We start from the raw sequence: 19,388 nt of genomic DNA on the forward strand, positions 1-19,388 counted from the left end.
CTTTTTATCAGTGTTGACACATAAAAAGAGGTTCAGACACAAAAACAGGCTGTGGAGAAGACTTTCTCCACAGCCTGTAAAGAAATAAAAAAACAGCTGCTATGTAGCTGTTTTTTTATTTCTTATGCAGACTCTTCGTTTGTAACCGTATTCAAATTTGTTTCTGGGTTCCAAACATAAAAATCACCATCAGGTACTGATACAGGCTGGAAATTTAATTTATCCCAAAAACCAGCTGAATGGATACGTGCGATCGTTTTAATTGGGAACTGTAGCCCCTTCGCATAATTTACAAGCATTTCTCCGAATCCTTGTTTTTGGAAAGTTGGTAACACTTCAAGTTTATAGAGTTCTAGGTAAGTACCTGTAATTTCGAATGGTTCTCCGCCGTTCCTTTTCATATATAGACTCATACGTGCAATTAGTGATCCGCCATAATAAATACCGTAAAATGGAGATTCACTATCGTTTTCAATAATGTTTGCCTGTAATTCTTCTAACATGGATAGTTCTTGAGCTCCGCAACCTTTAAATTTTTTAAATTCGTCTAATGTTTTATAATTGATGAGCAAGCGCTCAACTTTTGGGAATCCCATAACATCACATCCTTTTTTTGTCTCGTTGAATGCAGAAAAGTAAAAATATTTACAATAATATTATAACTCATTTTTTTATTTTTATGAAGAAGATAGTATATTTCTTTTATTATTTTTTTGAGGATTTGCTAAACTAAGAGTAGAAACATATTAATAGGTAGTATATACATATTGAAAGTAGAGGTTGCATTTGTTTGTTAAAGAGTAATGAAATTGTAAACTATGTTCATGGAATTGAGAAAGGTAAAGTGAAACTGTAATCAGTGGGATTTGTTCACCTTTAGTTAATTATGATTCCGCACCAATCAGGCGTTTGCGGGATAAAAAGGGGGAGGGAAAAGGGACTTGTGTAACGTATTTATATGAGTTCCTTGTGTGAAAATGAAAATCGGAGTTGTGGGACCAGGAGCTATCGGTCTGTTATATGCATTTTATTTACAAAAAAGTAATCAAGATGTTACGTTGTTTACAAGGACAGCTAAACAGGCTGAGGAATTGAATAGAACGGGTGTAACTTGTATGAGGGAGGAAAAACGTGAAACCGTATTCCCACCTGCTTTACCAATAGAAAGTATGCTAGACCAGAAGCTAGACTATATATTTATTGCTGTTAAGCAATATCATATAACTGACATACTACCTTTTGTGCGAGGGGAATCCTCATTAATCTTTTTGCAAAACGGAATGTCGCACCTTCATGCTATGCAGCAAATAAGGAATGAAAATATTGCGGTTGGGATTGTAGAGCATGGTGCAAAAAAAGAAGAAAGACATATCGTTTATCATACGGGGATAGGTGTAACGAAGTTTGGAATCGTGCACGGCCAGTCTATACATTTTGAAAAAATATTTAATTGCTTTCCATTTCCTCATTTTCCGATTCAAATAGAAGATGATTGGAAGGATGTCATGCACAAAAAATTAGTAGTTAATGTATGTATCAATCCATTGACAGCATTATTACAAGTCCAGAACGGAGAGTTGATTACGAACCCGTTTTTTTATCGATTGATGGAGCAAGTTTTTCAGGAAGTCGTTTTTCTTGTTAAAGAAGAAAAAGAAATGGTATGGAAAATGGTACGTCACGTATGTGAAAGAACGTCTCGTAATACATCATCTATGCTGGCAGATGTAAGGGCAAATAGACAAACGGAAATCGGTGCGATTGTTGGATATGTATTAGAAGAAGCTAAGAAACAGCAACGATCTGTTCCGACACTGCAATTTTTGTTCGATGCAATAAAAGGATTAGAAGTAAAAGAATAAGTGTAATTCTTTGCTTTTACGTGCAACATTGACTACAATGTGGATTGGTGAGAGAACAGGATACGAAAGGAAGAATTATATGGAGATAAAAGAAATCTCTGTTCCGCAACAAGGTGTTGTAGCGGACTATATGAACGGTAAAAAAGAGATACAGTCGTGTTTTGACTATATGTTAACAGAAGATGCTTTTAAACAGCGTGTACATGATTTGCGTGAGAGGGAGTTTTTCCGCCAAGGTTTAGTAGCGCATTTATTAGAATATAATACAAAATTACAAGCGGGAGAAGCTACGATTCAAAATGTAAAAGCGCTTGGAGATGAAAATACATATGTTGTTATAGCTGGACAACAAGCTGGGTTATTAACTGGACCACTTTATACAATTCATAAAATTATTTCAGTTTTACAGCTTGCGAGGGAAAAGGAAGAAAGTTTAGGTGTTAAAGTCGTTCCTGTTTTCTGGATTGCTGGTGAAGACCATGATATGGATGAAATTAATCATACTTTTGTAACGAAGAATAAAAAAATAAAAAAGACTATTTTTCATGACCGTAATCCGAAAGTGGCGAGTGCTTCAGAGTCCGAGCTTTCTTTGGAAGACTGTAGAAAGTGGATTGAAGAAATTTTCAAAACATACCCTGAAACGAATTTTACAAAGGATGTACTGCAATTTATTGATGATTCTTTGGGGAAATCGAATACGTATGTAGATTTCTTTGCCCATCTTATTATGAAAATGTTCGTTAATTCTGGTTTAATTCTTGTTGATTCGCATCATCCTGAATTAAGAAAATTAGAAGTGCCGTTTTTTAAGCAAATTATAGGTAAGTATAAAGAAGTGCAAGAGGGGCTTCATAACCAACAGGAAATAATTAAAGAATTAGGATATAAACCGATTATTGAAACAAAGTATAATGCAGTACATATATTCATGGAAATTGATAATGAGCGAGTATTACTTGAAGACGATCAAGGGAAGTTTGTAGGGAAGGATGGAGCGTATTCCTTTGCATATGAGGAATTGATGGAAGAGATGGAAAGAAGTCCGGAACGCTTTAGTAATAATGTTGTAACGCGCCCTCTTATGCAAGAGTATCTATTTCCTACGCTCGCGTTTATTGGAGGACCAGGGGAATTAGCTTACTGGAGTGAATTGCAACAAGTTTTCCATACGATTGGTTTCCAAATGCCGCCTGTCGTTCCGCGTATTACAATCACTTATGTAGAGAGGGATATAGCGACAGATTTATACGATTTGCAATTGCAAGACAGTGATCCGTTTTTAAATAACGTAGATAAGTTGCGTGAAAACTGGTTATCTAATCAAATAGAGGAACCGATAGATGATCGATTTGTAGAGGCGAAAAAAGAAATAATTGATATCCATACGTCATTACAACAGTTTGTGAAGAAAATAGATCCTGGATTAAGTGCGTTTGCAGGGGAAAATGAATTCAAAATTAATGAACAAATTGAACTGTTGGAAAGAATGTTGAAAAGAAATGTTGAGAAAAAACATGAAGTACAGCTAAATAAATTCCGTCGCATACAATTTGCACTTCGTCCATTAGGGGCGCCGCAAGAGCGTGTGTGGAATGTATGTTACTATTTAAATCAGTTTGGTTTGGATTTCGTTGATCGTGTAATGGAAAAACCATTTTCTTGGGACGGAAAACATCATGTTATAAAACTATAGAATCTTGCTCTTAGGAGCAGGATTTTATTTTTGTCTTGTTGAATTTACTGTGAAGTGAAATTTTTCTGAATTATCAATTTTAAAAAAGTGAATATCGTAATTATGCAGGATACTTAAATATATGACAAAATAGCACAAAATGTAAACGTATTATCATCTTTTTCGACAGTTTTTTATTTAAATTCCCGCAAAAGATGATAAAATTTAGTATATAATAAAAGAAAATAGCGATTTGTATAGTATGCTGCCTTTGTAGGCAAGTTAAATGAGTCGTTCTTTCATAGTATTTCGTTCTCTAATCGTGAAATATGCGTTTGGAGGAGGAGATGCATTCAACATAATTAATTGGAAAAAGAGTAGGTGCAACAATGTTTAAACACGTAACAGTGCTTTTGAAGGAAACAGTAGACGGCTTAGATATAAAGCCAGGTGGTACATATGTAGATTGTACACTGGGGGGAGGAGGACATAGTTCTTATTTATTATCCCAATTAACTGAAGGTGGAAGATTAATCGCGTTTGATCAAGATGAGATAGCGATTCAAAATGCGAAAGAAAGATTCTCTTCATACGGTGAGCAGTTCATAACAGTAAAAAGTAATTTCCGTTATTTATCTGAAAAACTACAGGAATTAGGTATAACAGAAGTAGATGGTATTTTATTTGATTTAGGTGTTTCATCCCCACAATTAGATACACCAGAGCGTGGCTTTAGTTATCATCATGATGCACCGTTAGATATGCGGATGGATCAAGATGCCCCATTAACAGCATATGATGTTGTAAATAGCTGGTCATATGAGCAACTTGTAAGAATTTTCTTCCAGTATGGTGAAGAGAAATTTTCAAAACAAATAGTAAGGAAAATTGAAGCGTATCGTGAGAATAAAGCTATTGAAACGACAGGAGAATTAGTAGAACTAATTAAAGAGGGTATTCCAGCTCCTGCTCGTAGAACGGGTGGACACCCTGCGAAGCGAGTGTTCCAAGCAATCCGTATTGCGGTAAATGATGAATTGAAAGTATTTGAAGAAGCGTTGGAATCTGCAATTGAGATGGTCAAGCCGGGCGGAAGAGTTAGTGTTATAACATTCCATTCTTTAGAAGACCGTATTTGTAAAACGACGTTTAAACGAAATAGCACAACGCCACAATTGCCACCAGGATTACCGATTATTCCTGATGAATTTAAGCCAAAATTAAAGCTTATTACGAGAAAACCGATTTTACCTTCTGATATAGAGTTAGAAGAAAATAATCGAGCGCGTTCTGCGAAATTGAGAATCGCTGAAAAACGATAAAAAGGGGAGAGAGGTATGAGTAACTTAGCTGTAAAGTACAAACAACAAGCGCAAGAAGAGATACAGATTCAAACGCCCCCACAGCAGATGGTTCAGCCAAAAGCTAAAGCGAAGATTACAAGAATCGAAAAACTGTTGTATGTAGCATTTATTGGCTTTTTATTGTATGCCTGTGTAGCGTTTATTGGAAATAAAGCAGGCCTTTATCAAGTTAATGTAGAAGCAGCGACGATAGAACAAAAAATTGTACAGAAGCAAAAAGAAAATCAAGAGTTACAGGCTGAAGTAGAGAAGTTAAGTCGCTATGAACGAATCGCTGAAGTTGCAAAAAAACACGGGCTAGAAATTAATGCGAATAATGTGAAGGGCCTCAAATAAGGCAATAGGTGTGAAGGGAAAATGAAGAGAAATATGACTAAATTTCATACCAATAAGGGAGCAGGGTATTTTATGATTTTATTCCTCCTGCTCTTTTTGCTATTATTAGCCCGATTTTTTTACATACAAGCAACAGGAACAGTGCATAATCAAGATTTGGATAAACTCGCTCAGCAAAAACATAGTAAAGCAGGAGTTCTCGAAGCAAATCGAGGAACGATTTATGACCAAAATGGTCATGTATTAGCGCAAGATGCAAACTCTTATAAACTTGTAGCGGAATTAAAAGGTGCGAAGCCGGTTGAGAATAAAGAGGACACTGCAAAGAAAATTGCAGGAGTACTTGGAAAAGGCGAAGAGGATATTTTAGCTGCGTTAAATAAAGATAAAAGTCAAGTGGAATTCGGGAAATTAGGTAAGGGCTTGACGAAAGAACAGAAAGATCAAATAGAAGCATTAAAATTGCCAGGTATATCTTTTATTACTGAAAATGCCAGAGTATATCCAAACGGTGATTTCGCATCTTATGTCGTAGGTCATGCGAGACCTGATGATAAGGGGATTGCTATAGGACAATTTGGTTTAGAAAAGAGTTTGGATAAGTATTTAGGAGCTTCTAACGGAGAAGTAGCTTATACAGGCGATCGTAGAGGCGTATCTCTTGACGGCGGAAAAGTGAATGTAAAGGCACCTAAAAATGGAGATAATGTATATTTAACGCTTGACCAGCGTATTCAAAGTTTTTTAGAAGACGCAATGAAAGAAGCGAGTAAACATTATGAACCAGAAAGCTTAATAGGGATTGTTGCGGATCCAAAAACAGGGAAAATATTAGGAATGTCTACTAAACCTAGTTATGATCCGAACCGAGAGGATATTAAATATTTTTATAATGACGCAATTGCAAATGCATTTGAACCTGGATCAACAATGAAAATTTTCACGCTAGCAGCAGCTATTAATGAAGGTGTGTACAAAGGACAAGATTATTATCAGTCTGGTACATATCAAGTCGGAAACCGAAAAATAAAAGATCATAACGGTGGCGCTGGATGGGGATCTATCACATTTGATGAAGGGGTAGAGCGCTCTTCCAACGTAGCGTTTGCAATTTTAGGGGATCAAAAACTTGGACCAGAACGATTCCGAAAATATATTCATAGTTTTGGATTAGATGAAAAAACGAAGATTGATTTACCTGGTGAAGGTTCAAATACAATTATATTCGATCAGCAAATACAGCAAGTAACAACAGCTTTTGGACAAGGTTCTACTGTAACACCAATTCAGCTTGTGCAAGCTGCAACTGCTATTGCAAATGACGGAAAAATGATGAAGCCTTATACAGTTGATAAAATTGTAAATCCAATAACAGGGGAAGTAAAATTAGAACATAAGCCAGAAGAAGTGGGAAAACCTGTTACAAAAGAAACAGCAGCGCAAGTAAGACAGTTATTAGAACGTGTTGTTACATCGCCGAAAGGAACAGGAACCGCTTATAAAGTCGATGGTTATTCAGTTGGTGGTAAAACAGGAACAGCCCAAATTCCGGATGGAAAAGGTGGCTATATGACAGGGAGAGAGAATTATATATTCTCGTTCTTAGGTATGGCACCTATGGATGATCCGCAACTTGTTGTATATGTAGCTGTTAAACAACCGAAATTGAAAGATGATGAGAGTGGCGCACAACCTTTAGCTGATATTTTTAAATATGTAACGAAGAATAGTTTAGAGTATTTAAAGATTAAGCCTAATGAAGTGAAAGATCCGAAGAAATATGTGAAAGAGCAGCAAACTGCTGTTCCAGATGTAACCGGAAAAACGATGGAAGAAGCGAAAAAAGCTATTGATAAAGCAAAACTTCGTCCAATCGTATTAGGTGAAGGGAAAGTACAGCAGCAAGTACCGAAAGCGACTGAACAAACATTGAAGGGTGACCGAGTCTTCTTAGTGGGAGATAAACCTACAATGCCAAATATACAAGGCTGGGCGCTTCGTGATGTTATGAATTTAGCAAAAACATTAAAGCTTAACCTAAAACCTACTGGTACCGGATACGTAACCGAACAAAGTGTGGCAGAAGGAACATTGTTACAACCTGGTACAGAGTTAGGTGTAACGCTTGTACCGCCACTTGAACCACAACAAGAAGCAGAAGAACAGTAATGGTAAAAGAGAAGAAGTTCTAATTAAATAAGTACAAGCATATATTGGAACAAGCTAGGCGTAAGGGAGGTTTGTTCCAATATGCGTGTATCAAATGTAACGGTTAGAAAACGACTTATTTTTATACTCATATCAGGTATACTTATTTTCACTATCATCGATATTCGTCTTGGATATGTGCAATTTTTTCTTGGCAATATGTTAACGGATCGTGCGAAGGATTCATGGAGTCGAAATATTACTTTTGAACCTGAACGTGGGAAAATTTTAGACCGGAATGGTGTGGAACTTGCTACGAATAAAAGTGCCCCAACTGTCTTTGTTGTACCGAGGCAAATTGAAAAACCAGCAGAGACTGCAGAGAAGTTAGCTGCAGTATTAGGTGTGGAAAAAGATGAGATTTATAAGAGAATTACAAAAAAAGAATCAATTGTAAGGTTAGATAAAGGCGGAAGGAAAATATCACATGATAAAGCGAAAGAGGTACGAGGATTAAGTTTGAAAGGTGTTTATATCGCAGAGGACTCTATCCGGTACTATCCATTTGGCAACTTTTTATCACACGTATTAGGGTTTGCAGGTAGTGATAACCAAGGTCTTATGGGACTGGAAAAATATTATGATAAAGAGCTAAATGGTGATGAAGGTCATGTGCGTTTTTTTGCAGATGCAAAAGGACAAAGGATGCCTAATGTTGGCGATGATTTCAAAAAACCAGAAGCTGGTTTGAATTTAGGTTTAACAATTGATGCACGTATTAATAGAATTATGGAAAGAGAAATGAATATTGCAGAGTCGACATATAATCCAGATGGTATGATTGCGATTGCAATGAATCCGAAAAATGGTGAAATTTTAGGTATGTCGAGTCGGCCGAGTTTTGATCCAGCAGATTTTCAAAGTGTTTCTCCAGAAGTGTATAATAGAAATTTACCAGTATGGAGTACGTATGAGCCTGGTTCAACATTTAAGATCATTACGTTAGCAGCAGCCTTGAATGAAAATTTAGTAGACTTAGAGAAAGATACGTTTTATGATGATGGAGCAGCTGAAGTGGGTGGAGCTAGATTGAAATGCTGGAAAGCGGGAGGCCATGGTAGCCAAACGTTTTTAGAAGTAGTTCAAAACTCATGTAACCCAGGATTTATTGAACTTGGTGATCGTCTTGGTAAAGACCGATTGTTTAAATACATTCGTAATTTTGGCTTTGGACAGAAAACCGGAATTGATTTGCAAGGTGAAGGTAGTGGGATTTTATTTAATTTAGATAAAGTCGGTCCAGTCGAGCAAGCAACTACTTCATTTGGTCAAGGAGTTTCTGTAACACCAATTCAACAAGTAGCAGCAGTAGCAGCGGCTGTAAATGGTGGGACATTGTATCAACCGTATATAGCTAAGGAATTTATTGATCCGAAAAATAATCAAGTTGTAAGTAAAAAGACACCTGTGGAAAAAAGAAAAGTTATTTCCAAGGAAACTTCAGAAAAAGTTCGGTATGCATTAGAGAATGTTGTAGCAAAGGGATCTGGTAAAGGTGCTTTCATTGATGGGTATCGTGTAGGTGGAAAAACAGGTACGGCTCAAAAGGTGAAAGATGGTAAATATTTAGAGAATAATTATATAGTATCTTTTATCGGTTTTGCTCCAGCGGATGATCCGGAAATTGTTGTCTATGTTGCTGTTGATAATCCGAAAGGTGTAACGCAATTTGGTGGAGTAGTAGCAGCTCCAATTGTTGGGAATATTCTTCGGGATGCACTTCCTGTTATGGGAGTGAAACCGAGAAAAGAACAAGTTGAGAGAGAATATAAATGGGGCGATACACCAACTGTGGAAGTTCCGAATTTAATTGGTATGAAAAAGAAAGACTTACAGACTCAACTCGTCGATTTGAAGCTTGATATAAGTGGAGACGGAGAGAAAGTAATTAAACAATCCCCAGAAGCAGGAGCTAAAGTGAAAGAAGGCTCAAAAATTAGAATTTACTTCGGGAATTAAAGGTAACCTAGTACGTTTTATGGTACAATTGGTGGAAGTGAGTTCTTTATAGAAGAGTTACTTAATTTGAGGCTGTAAGAGCCCCAATTATAAATAAGTCTATTTATTAGACACAGTAGCACTTACCTCCTATTTTACATATTTAGGAGGTAACGTGTTGCTTATTAAAAAAGAGATAAATACACAATGTAGAGAGGGTTTAGTGAAATGAAGTTGCATACACTTTTATCATGTTTGCATGATTTTCCAGTTGTTCCAAAAGAAAATCCAGAAATCACATCTATAGAAGCTGATTCACGTAAAGTGAAAGAGGGAAGCTTATTTGTATGTATGAAAGGATATACGGTTGATAGCCATGATTTTGCTAAGCAAGCAGCGGCACAAGGAGCGGCTGCTATTGTTGCGGAAAGACCAATTGATGTTGACGTTCCAGTTGTACTTGTGAAAAACACTTTTCGTTCGTTAGCGGTTTTAGCTGATTATTTTTATGGTCAACCAACACACAAGTTACATTTAATCGGAATTACAGGTACAAATGGAAAGACAACAACATCGCATATTATGGATGAGATTATGCGCGCACATGGTCATAAAACGGGGCTAATTGGAACGATTAATATGAAAATCGGTGATGAAACATTTGAGGTGAAAAATACAACACCAGATGCACTAACACTTCAACAGACATTTTTAAAAATGGTTGAGCACGGTGTAGATAGTACAGTAATGGAAGTTTCGTCACATGCTTTAGATCTTGGTCGTGTACACGGATGTGATTACGATGTAGCAGTGTTTACAAATTTAACACAAGATCATTTAGACTATCATAAAACGATGGAAGAATATAAACATGCAAAAGGGTTGCTATTTGCACAACTTGGCAATAGTTATAACCATGGTCGTGAAAAGTACGCGGTACTGAATAACGATGATGCTGTAACTGCGGAATATATGAGAAGTACTGCGGCAACTGTTGTAACGTATGGAATTGATACAACAAGTGATATTATGGCCAAAGATATCGTTATGACGAGTGCTGGAACTACATTTACGCTTGTAACACCGTATGAAAGTGTAAATGTTACGATGAAATTGATTGGGAAATTTAATGTATATAACGTACTAGCGGCAACAGCGGCAGGACTTGTTTCTGGTGTAAGTTTAGAAACGGTTATTGATGTAATAAAGCAACTAGCTGGAGTTCCAGGACGTTTTGAAGTAGTTGATGGTGGACAAAATTATACAGTTATTGTTGATTATGCACATACACCAGATAGCTTAGAGAATGTATTAAAAACAGCAAAACAGTTTGCAAAAGGCGATGTATATTGCATCGTCGGTTGTGGTGGAGATAGAGATCGAACAAAGAGACCAATCATGGCAAGTGTTGCAACAAAATATGCAACTCATGCAATTTACACTTCAGATAATCCAAGAAGTGAAGAGCCAGGGGCTATTTTAGATGATATGGTGCAGGGTGCAAATGGGAATAATTATGAAGTAATTATTGATAGAAAAGAAGCGATATACCATGCAATTGCTAACGCGAAAGCTGAAGATATCATCATTATTGCTGGTAAGGGTCATGAAACGTATCAAATTATTGGTAAAGACGTTCATCATTTTGACGATCGTGAAGTCGCTAAAGAAGCAATTACAGAGCGTTTAAACAACGAAGAGTAACAACGTGAGAGGAGGACTACATGTGCTTGAGCAAGGTTTATTAGTAACGGCTGGGGTAGCATTCTTAATTTCTGTTGCCCTTTCGCCATTGTTTATTCCATTTTTAAGGAAATTAAAGTTCGGACAGAGTATTCGTGATGAGGGACCAAAGTCACATCAAAAAAAATCAGGGACACCTACAATGGGTGGTATTGTCATATATGTATCTATGATGGTAACTTCACTTATTATGGCGATTAAGTTTAATCATTTAGGTGCAGAGGTTTCGTTATTATTATTAGTGACATTTGGCTACGGATTAATTGGATTTTTAGATGACTACATAAAGGTAGTTAAGAAGAGAAATCTTGGTTTAACATCAAAACAAAAATTAGTAGGTCAGCTTGTTATTGCTATTGCGTTCTTTTTAATTGGAAAAGGGCAAGCGTTCCACACATACATCATGATTCCGGGAACAGATGTTAAGTTTGAACTAGGTTGGGCGTATTTTGTACTTGTATTATTTATGCTTATTGGTGGATCAAATGCAGTTAACTTAACTGACGGTTTAGATGGTTTATTATCAGGAACAGCTGCTATTGCATTTGGAGCTTTTAGTATTATTGCAGTAGCGCAAGAGCAATTTGGAGTAGCGATATTCTGTATGGCAGTTGTAGGAGCTGTACTTGGATTTTTAGTATTCAATGCAAATCCAGCGAAAGTGTTTATGGGAGATACAGGTTCCTTAGCTTTAGGTGGAGCCATTGCAGCTGTAGCGATTTTATTAAAACAAGAATTACTACTTGTAATCATTGGTGGAGTATTCGTAATGGAAACTTTATCTGTTATTATTCAGGTCATTTCTTTTAAAACAACAGGAAAACGTGTCTTTAAAATGAGTCCATTACACCATCATTATGAATTATGTGGTTGGTCAGAGTGGCGTGTTGTTGTGACATTTTGGTCTGTAGGATTTTTATTAGCTGTGTTAGGAATTTATATCGGGGTGTGGATGTAATTGAAAACTGTAACTGAATTTCAAAATAAAAATATTCTTGTATTAGGCATTGCAAAAAGTGGTTATGCAGCAGCTACGTTGTTACAAAAATTAGGGGCAAATGTTATTGTAAATGACGGAAAGCCTTTAGCAGATAATGTACTTGCTGCAGAATTACAAGCAAAAGGAATGGACGTTGTATGTGGTGGTCATCCTTTAGAATTGTTAGAGAGAAATATTTCTCTTGTAGTAAAAAATCCAGGAATCCCGTATTCTAATCCAATATTAGTTGCTGCGAAAGAAAAGCAAATTCCAATTGTTACGGAAGTTGAATTAGCATATCGTATTTCAGAAGCGCCATTTGTTGGGATTACGGGGTCTAACGGTAAAACGACGACGACAATGCTTGCATTTGAAATGCTAAAAGAAGGACAAAAGCATCCTATAATTGCAGGGAACATAGGAACTGTAGCGTGTGAAGTAGCACAGGGTGCAAAAGAAAATGAAGTTGTAGTTACAGAGCTTTCATCGTTCCAACTGATGGGAGTAGAATTGTTCCAACCTAAAATTGCTGCGTTTTTAAATTTATTTGAGGCCCACTTAGATTATCACGGGACGAAGAAGGAATATGGTTTAGCAAAAGCAAATATTTTTAAAAACCAAACAGAAAATGATTATAGTGTAATAAATGCAGATGATGCAGATGTGATGGCTTTATCTGCTTATAGTAAAGGGCAAAAAGTACTATTCTCGACAAAGAAAGAAATTGAAGATGGTGCGTGTATAAAAGAGAATGCTCTTTGTTTTAAAGGTGAAAAAGTTGTTGAAGTAGGCGATATCGTTTTACCTGGTCAACATAATTTAGAAAATATTTTAGCAGCGATGAGTATCGCAAAATTATTGGGTGTTTCTAATGAAGCGATTACGGTGGTATTAAAACGTTTTACAGGTGTAAAACATCGTTTAGAATATGTAACAACTATTAACAATCGTAAGGTTTATAATGACTCAAAAGCAACGAATATGTTAGCGACTGAGAAAGCTTTATCTGCGTTTACACAACCGATTGTGTTATTAGCAGGTGGGCTTGATCGTGGAAATGAATTCGATGATTTAATTCCATATTTCAAAAATGTAAAAGCAATTGTAACATTTGGACAAACAGCTCCAAAACTAGTAAGAGCTGCAGAAAAAGCGGGATTAGATACAATTGAAAGTGTCGATACTTTAGATGAAGCGGTAGTGAAAGCTTATGCTCATTCTACAGATGGCGATGTAATTCTTCTTTCTCCAGCATGTGCAAGCTGGGATCAATTTAAAACATTTGAAGAAAGAGGAGACATTTTTATACAAGCTGTGCATAAACTTATATAAAGTAAATCAAAACATCAGTAGGCTAACACCTACTGATGTTTTGTTACATAGGGCAAAAGTTTCTGCCTAAAGAGGTGGTGTTTATGGGTAATGAAGAAAACGCCTGATTTTATTCTCATCATCGTTACACTTGCGTTGTTAACAATCGGAATGGTTATGGTGTATAGTGCGAGTGCGGTTTGGGCCTCTTATAAAATGGGGGACTCATTCTTTTTTGCAAAAAGGCAATTGCTATTTGCAAGTATTGGTGTAGTGGCTATGTTTTTAATTATGAAAATTGATTATTGGGTGTGGCGTACGTATTCAAAAGTAATTTTGCTAGTTTGCTTCATTCTTCTTATTCTTGTTCTTATTCCTGGGGTAGGACTTGTTCGAGGAGGAGCGCGAAGTTGGATTGGAATCGGGGCATTTTCCATTCAACCGTCAGAATTTATGAAGTTTGCGATGATTATTTTCTTAGCAAAATTTTTAGCGGAACGACAAAAATTAATTACCTCTTTTAAACGTGGTTTACTACCAGCTCTTAGTTTTGTATTTCTTGCTTTTGGGATGATTATGTTACAGCCAGATCTTGGCACAGGAACTGTAATGGTTGGGACATGTATTATTATGATATTTATCTCGGGAGCAAGGGTATTTCACTTTGCAATGTTTGGTTTGCTTGGTGTAGCAGGATTTGTAGGGCTAATTGCATCAGCGCCGTATCGAATGAAACGTATTACATCATATTTAGATCCGTGGTCAGATCCGCTTGGAAGTGGATTTCAAATTATTCAATCGTTACTCGCAATTGGACCTGGTGGATTATTCGGGCTTGGACTTGGACAAAGTAGACAAAAGTTTCTTTATTTACCTGAACCGCAAACAGACTTTATATTTGCAATCTTATCCGAGGAATTAGGTTTTATTGGTGGTTCATTTGTGTTATTATTATTTAGTCTATTATTATGGCGTGGGATTCGTATAGCTTTAGGAGCGCCAGATTTATATGGTACGTTTTTAGCAGTAGGTATTGTGGCGATGATTGCGATTCAAGTAATGATTAATGTTGGTGTTGTAACAGGATTGATGCCTGTAACAGGTATTACTTTGCCGTTTTTAAGTTATGGTGGATCAAGTTTGACATTAATGTTAATGGCAGTAGGTGTATTATTAAATATAAGTCGCCATTCTCGCTACTAAACCCTGTTTTATAAGACAGGGTTTTTCGTATGTGCGCGAAGAAACATGATGTATATAGAAATAAATACAACTGAAATAAGAAAAGAGAAGCGGAGGAGTTAGTAGTGCGTGTATTAGTAAGTGGTGGGGGCACTGGAGGTCATATTTATCCGGCTCTTGCTCTAATAAGAGAAATAAAAAAATTAAATCCGGAAGCAAGGTTTTTATATATTGGTACGGAGAGTGGATTAGAGAGCACAATCGTTCCAAAAGCAGGCATACCGTTTCAATCTATTGTTATAAGTGGATTTAAGCGTAAAATATCGTTAGATAACGTGAAAACGGTGATGCGTTTCCTAAAGGGTGTACAAGATAGTAAACGATATATTCGTCGTTTTAATCCTGATATTGTGATTGGAACGGGTGGATATGTATGTGGACCAGTTGTATATGCTGCAGCAAAATTAGGTATTCCAACCATTGTACATGAACAAAATAGTGTACCTGGTGTAACGAATAAATTTTTAAGCCGCTATGTTGATAAAGTTGCGGTTTGTTTTGAAGCGGCTGCAGAACATTTTCCACAGTCAAAAGTGGTGATGACAGGGAATCCAAGAGCATCAGAAGTAATGGATCAGAATGGAATGAAAGGAAAACGTTCAGTAGGTTTATCTCTTCCTAAAAAATCGGTACTTATTTTTGGTGGAAGTCGTGGGGCTAGACCGATTAACGATGCTTTCGTAGAGGCAATTGAACAGTTTGGAAATAAAAGTTACGAAATATTGTATGTAACAGGTGAAGTTCATTATGACAAAGTGATGGAAGCAGTGAAGCAAAAAGGGAATCCGAATAATGTTATTATTAAACCTTTCATTCATAATATGCCAGAGGTACTTACTGGTGTAGATCTTGTTGTTTCAAGAGCGGGGGCAACAACACTTGCAGAATTAACCGCGTTAGGTAAGCCAAGTGTGTTAATACCGAGTCCTTACGTAACAAATAACCATCAGGAAAAGAATGCACGTTCCGTTGTCGATAAAGGAGCAGCAAAAATGTTGCTTGAAAAAGATTTAACAGCAGAAACGCTTATTCGTGATATTGATGAGATTTTATTGGATGCACAAACATTACAAAATATGAAGCTGGCTGCGGGGCAATTAGGTATTCCAGATGCAGCAAATAAGCTGTATGAAGTAATGAATAAGCTTGTAAAAAAATAACGTTAGGTGAACGCCCTGCATACTACTGTAATAAGGATACTTAGTATGGGGGAGATTGTTTATGGAGCAATTAGTAAATGAGCTTATAGAAGCAAATGTTGGTCGCGTGTTAGTGAATGAAGCGTTAGCGTGTTATACCACTATGAAAATAGGTGGACCAGCTGATATTTTAATTGTGCCAAAGCATGTTGCCAGTATTGAAAAAACGTTGCAGTTAGTAAAAAAATATAAAACAAAGTGGACTGTAATTGGTCGAGGTTCGAACCTTCTTGTATCTGATCTAGGTATAGAAGGTGTCGTTATTCGTTTAGGAGAAGGATTAGACCACTTAGAAGTCGAAAAACATAGAGTAAGAGTTGGTGGTGGGTATCCCCTTATTAAATTATCAACTTTACTTAGTCGTCAAGGGTTATCCGGCCTGGAATTTGCCAGTGGTATTCCAGGAAGTGTTGGTGGTGCAGTGTATATGAATGCAGGAGCACATAAATCGGATATATCAAACATATTATCAAAAGCTCTTATTTTGTTTGAAAACGGAACAATTGATTGGTTAACACATGAAGAAATGGAGTTTTCCTATCGTACTTCTGTATTGCAAACGAAACGTCCTGGTATTGTTTTGGAAGCTGAGTTTCAATTGCAGGTAGGGGAGCGTGAGGGAATCGTAAGCGTCATGCAAAAGAATAAAGACTACCGTCGTGAAACACAGCCGTGGAATCATCCTTGTGCAGGAAGCATATTTCGGAATCCAATCCCATACTTTGCAGGAGACTTAATAGAAAAGGCGGGGCTTCGTGGTTATCAAATAGGCGGAGCTCAAATTTCTGAAATGCATGGGAATTTTATTATTAACACTGGGGGAGCCAGTGCGCAAGATGTCTTATCTTTAATTGCATTAATAAAACAAACAATCGAGGATAAATTTGGCGTAGAAATGCATACAGAAGTAGAAATCATTGGAAGATAACGGTTATTCGTTCCGCTCATTATCATTTATGTTATAATAAGAAGATAAGAACGGCATGAGGAACATGCCGTTTTTTATGTTACGTAGGGGGATCGTACATGAAAAATAGTAAAGTGATTAAACTACAGGATCGTGTACCAAAGTTAAAAAATCAACAGAAGAAAAACAAGAAAAATGTTAATCATCGGTTGATTTTATACATATCAATTTTATTTTTATTAGTGCTCTTTTTAATTTATTTTCGGTCTCCGCTAAGCAATATCAAAAAGATAAGTGTGTTTGGAAATCATTATATGACAGATGAACAAGTGATGAAGGAATCAGGTGTGACGTATGATACAAGTTATTTCCGAGTGACAGCACATAAAGCAGAAGAAAACCTAACGAAACGAAAAGAAATTAAAGCAGTAAATGTAAAAAAACGTTTTCCAAATAAAATTGATGTTCATATTGAAGAATATTTAACGATTGGTTATATAAACAAAGATGGGAAATTACAACCGTTACTAGAGAACGGGAAAACACTTGATGTACTTCCGAACGGAAAACTTCCTGTTGCAGCACCAATTTTTGAACCTTTTAAAGAGGAAAAAATGAAGGAGTTAATTGCTGAGCTTGAAAAATTAACACCAACTATTTTAAGGTCTATTTCTGAAATTCGTTATTCACCGACGAATGCGAATGAAGATCATCTTACTTTATATATGAACGAAGGGTACGAAGTGAGCACTACGATTCAAAATTTCGCAAAGCGTATGGAAGCTTATCCGCTTATCTTAAAAACAATTGAGCCGGGTAAAAAGGTATTAATTGATTTAGAAGTAGGGGCATATACGAAAGAATTAGGAGCGGAAGAAAAAAAGAATAGAACGATAGTTTTTACTACGTTCCTGTAGAAAAAACGAAACGAACGTTCTATTGAATGCATCTGAATTTACAAGAATGGTTCATTTGATGAAAAAGATGTAAAAATTCTTAGATTCATACTAGGATTGGTACAAGTTTCACTTTTCTATGAGTACATCTTAGTGTAGACTTATACTTGGCGGTAATCTTTACACTTGAAATAGAATTATTTCAAGATAAGCAGTTATTCACAGTTTACTGCGATATTCTTAAATGAATGTTAAATAAAAATAAGAAAAATATAGGGTTAAAAAAGGGAAACGTATAAAGACGTTGAATATTTTTCTTATAAATAGTAAAGTTGCGATTGTTGTTCCATATATTGAGTTGTATGGTATAAATAAAGAAGGAGGTGCCAAAGAATGAACAGCAATGAAATATATGTTAGTCTTGACATCGGTACATCCAATGTTAAAGTCATCATTGGTGAAATGGTTAATGACAGCTTAAACATTATTGGTGTTGGAAATGTAAAATCAAATGGTTTAAAGAAGGGATCGATAGTTGATATAGACGAGACTGTTCGATCAATTAAAAAAGCAATTGAACAAGCTGAGCGCATGGTGGGAATCCACATTGAGCAAGTTGTAGTAGGTGTCAATGCAAACCAGGTACAGCTACTTCCTTGTCACGGAGTAGTCGCTGTTTCAAATGAAGATCGTGAAATCGGGAATGAAGATGTCTTACGCGTTCTAGATGCAGCACAAGTTGTGTCAATTGCTCCAGAGCGTGAGTTTATTGATGTGGTACCTCGACAGTTCATCGTAGACGGTCTTGACGAGATTAACGATCCACGCGGGATGATCGGTGTAAGATTAGAAATGGAAGGTACACTTATAACAGGCTCGAGAACTTTACTACATAACCTACTTCGTTGTGTAGAAAAAGCAGGTCTTGAAATAGTTGATATTTGTCTTCAACCTTTAGCGGCTGCAACAGTTGCTATATCTTCAGATGAAAAAAATAGAGGAGTAGCCCTTGTTGATATGGGGGGAGGATCTACAACTTTATCTATTTTTAAAGATGGAGAGTTACAAGCGACGAGCGTATTACCGTTAGGTGGAGACCATATAACGAAGGATATTGCGATTGGGTTGAAAACTTCAACAGACAATGCAGATCAAATAAAATTGAAATATGGACATGCTTTTTATGATACAGCATCTGAAGAAGAGATGTTTACGGTTCCTATTATGGGAAGCGATCAAACAGAACAATATTCTCAGTTGGAATTATCGGATATAATAGAGGCTCGTGTAGAGGAAATTTTAATGTTTGTTCAAGATGAAGTGCGTAAGTTAGGAGTAAAGCAAGTAGCTTCTGGCTATGTACTAACTGGTGGAATTGCTTCTATGCCGGGTGTTCTTGATCTTGCATATGATATTTTACATGAAAATGTTCGTATAGCGACTCCTGATTATATTGGTGTGCGTGAGCCCCAATATACAAGTGGAGTAGGATTAATTAAACATTCTTATCAAAAAGCTAAATTACGTGGAAAAAATGTGCAGGAAAAGCAAGAACATTTTGAACCAGTACCAGCACCAGCACCAACGCCGGTACAACAGCAACCTGCGAAACAAAAAACTCGTAATCAAAACAATAATAATCAAAATGATGAACGTATGATGTCAAAAGTAAAACGTGTATTCCGTTATTTATGGGATTAAAATTGGACACGAAAAATGAGGTTCTAG

Annotated in this window: 15 protein-coding genes; 14 read left to right on the forward strand and 1 reads right to left on the reverse strand. The window is 36.5% G+C overall.

Annotated features, from left to right (window positions below; genetic code table 11):
* Positions 1-122: 122 nt before the first annotated feature.
* Complete coding sequence (locus JDS99_RS05960; RefSeq protein ID WP_000506704.1) at positions 123-596, reverse strand: N-acetyltransferase; 474 nt, start codon at positions 594-596, stop codon at positions 123-125.
* A gap of 375 nt (positions 597-971) precedes the next feature.
* On the opposite strand from JDS99_RS05960, the gene panE reads away from it, so the two are divergent.
* The 14 genes from panE (at position 972) to ftsA (ending at position 19,361) form a co-directional block, all read left to right on the forward strand.
* Entirely contained in the window at positions 972-1,862 is an 891-nt protein-coding gene (panE, locus tag JDS99_RS05965; protein ID WP_088064312.1) for a 2-dehydropantoate 2-reductase, read from the forward strand.
* Between the two features lie 79 nt (positions 1,863-1,941).
* The gene (gene bshC, locus JDS99_RS05970) at positions 1,942-3,558 is read left to right on the forward strand and encodes a bacillithiol biosynthesis cysteine-adding enzyme BshC (RefSeq protein WP_199694777.1); all 1,617 of its coding nucleotides are present in this window, start codon (positions 1,942-1,944) and stop codon (positions 3,556-3,558) included.
* Positions 3,559-3,926: 368 nt separating this feature from the next.
* On the forward strand, positions 3,927-4,859 hold the full coding sequence (rsmH, locus tag JDS99_RS05975; RefSeq protein ID WP_000472512.1) for a 16S rRNA (cytosine(1402)-N(4))-methyltransferase RsmH: 933 nt from the start codon (positions 3,927-3,929) through the stop codon (positions 4,857-4,859).
* Positions 4,860-4,874: 15 nt separating this feature from the next.
* Positions 4,875-5,237 carry a cell division protein FtsL gene (gene ftsL / locus JDS99_RS05980; protein WP_000067078.1) on the forward strand — a complete coding sequence of 121 codons (363 nt, stop codon included), beginning with the start codon at positions 4,875-4,877 and terminating at the stop codon, positions 5,235-5,237.
* 21 nt (positions 5,238-5,258) lie between these two features.
* Positions 5,259-7,406, forward strand: a complete 2,148-nt coding sequence (locus JDS99_RS05985) for a penicillin-binding protein (RefSeq protein ID WP_079998456.1) — start codon at positions 5,259-5,261, stop codon at positions 7,404-7,406.
* Between the two features lie 81 nt (positions 7,407-7,487).
* Positions 7,488-9,404 carry a stage V sporulation protein D gene (locus tag JDS99_RS05990; RefSeq protein WP_001266227.1) on the forward strand — a complete coding sequence of 639 codons (1,917 nt, stop codon included), beginning with the start codon at positions 7,488-7,490 and terminating at the stop codon, positions 9,402-9,404.
* Between the two features lie 207 nt (positions 9,405-9,611).
* On the forward strand, positions 9,612-11,087 hold the full coding sequence (gene murE, locus JDS99_RS05995; RefSeq protein ID WP_088123309.1) for a UDP-N-acetylmuramoyl-L-alanyl-D-glutamate--2,6-diaminopimelate ligase: 1,476 nt from the start codon (positions 9,612-9,614) through the stop codon (positions 11,085-11,087).
* 22 nt (positions 11,088-11,109) lie between these two features.
* A complete protein-coding gene (mraY, locus tag JDS99_RS06000; RefSeq protein ID WP_000893058.1) occupies positions 11,110-12,084 on the forward strand; it encodes a phospho-N-acetylmuramoyl-pentapeptide-transferase in 975 nt (324 codons plus the stop codon).
* Positions 12,085-13,437 carry a UDP-N-acetylmuramoyl-L-alanine--D-glutamate ligase gene (gene murD, locus JDS99_RS06005; RefSeq protein ID WP_088064307.1) on the forward strand — a complete coding sequence of 451 codons (1,353 nt, stop codon included), beginning with the start codon at positions 12,085-12,087 and terminating at the stop codon, positions 13,435-13,437. It begins immediately after the preceding gene.
* A gap of 90 nt (positions 13,438-13,527) precedes the next feature.
* The gene (gene spoVE, locus JDS99_RS06010) at positions 13,528-14,619 is read left to right on the forward strand and encodes a stage V sporulation protein E (protein WP_000753516.1); all 1,092 of its coding nucleotides are present in this window, start codon (positions 13,528-13,530) and stop codon (positions 14,617-14,619) included.
* Positions 14,620-14,723: 104 nt separating this feature from the next.
* Complete coding sequence (murG, locus tag JDS99_RS06015; protein ID WP_001265424.1) at positions 14,724-15,818, forward strand: undecaprenyldiphospho-muramoylpentapeptide beta-N-acetylglucosaminyltransferase; 1,095 nt, start codon at positions 14,724-14,726, stop codon at positions 15,816-15,818.
* Between the two features lie 61 nt (positions 15,819-15,879).
* Entirely contained in the window at positions 15,880-16,785 is a 906-nt protein-coding gene (murB, locus tag JDS99_RS06020; RefSeq protein WP_088064306.1) for a UDP-N-acetylmuramate dehydrogenase, read from the forward strand.
* Positions 16,786-16,883: 98 nt separating this feature from the next.
* The gene (gene divIB, locus JDS99_RS06025; RefSeq protein ID WP_199694778.1) at positions 16,884-17,681 is read left to right on the forward strand and encodes a cell division protein DivIB; all 798 of its coding nucleotides are present in this window, start codon (positions 16,884-16,886) and stop codon (positions 17,679-17,681) included.
* Positions 17,682-18,053: 372 nt separating this feature from the next.
* Entirely contained in the window at positions 18,054-19,361 is a 1,308-nt protein-coding gene (gene ftsA, locus JDS99_RS06030) for a cell division protein FtsA (RefSeq protein WP_048546087.1), read from the forward strand.
* Positions 19,362-19,388 lie beyond the last annotated feature (27 nt).

The organism is Bacillus cereus group sp. N6, from assembly GCF_016483705.1.
Taxonomy (GTDB): domain Bacteria; phylum Bacillota; class Bacilli; order Bacillales; family Bacillaceae_G; genus Bacillus_A; species Bacillus_A wiedmannii.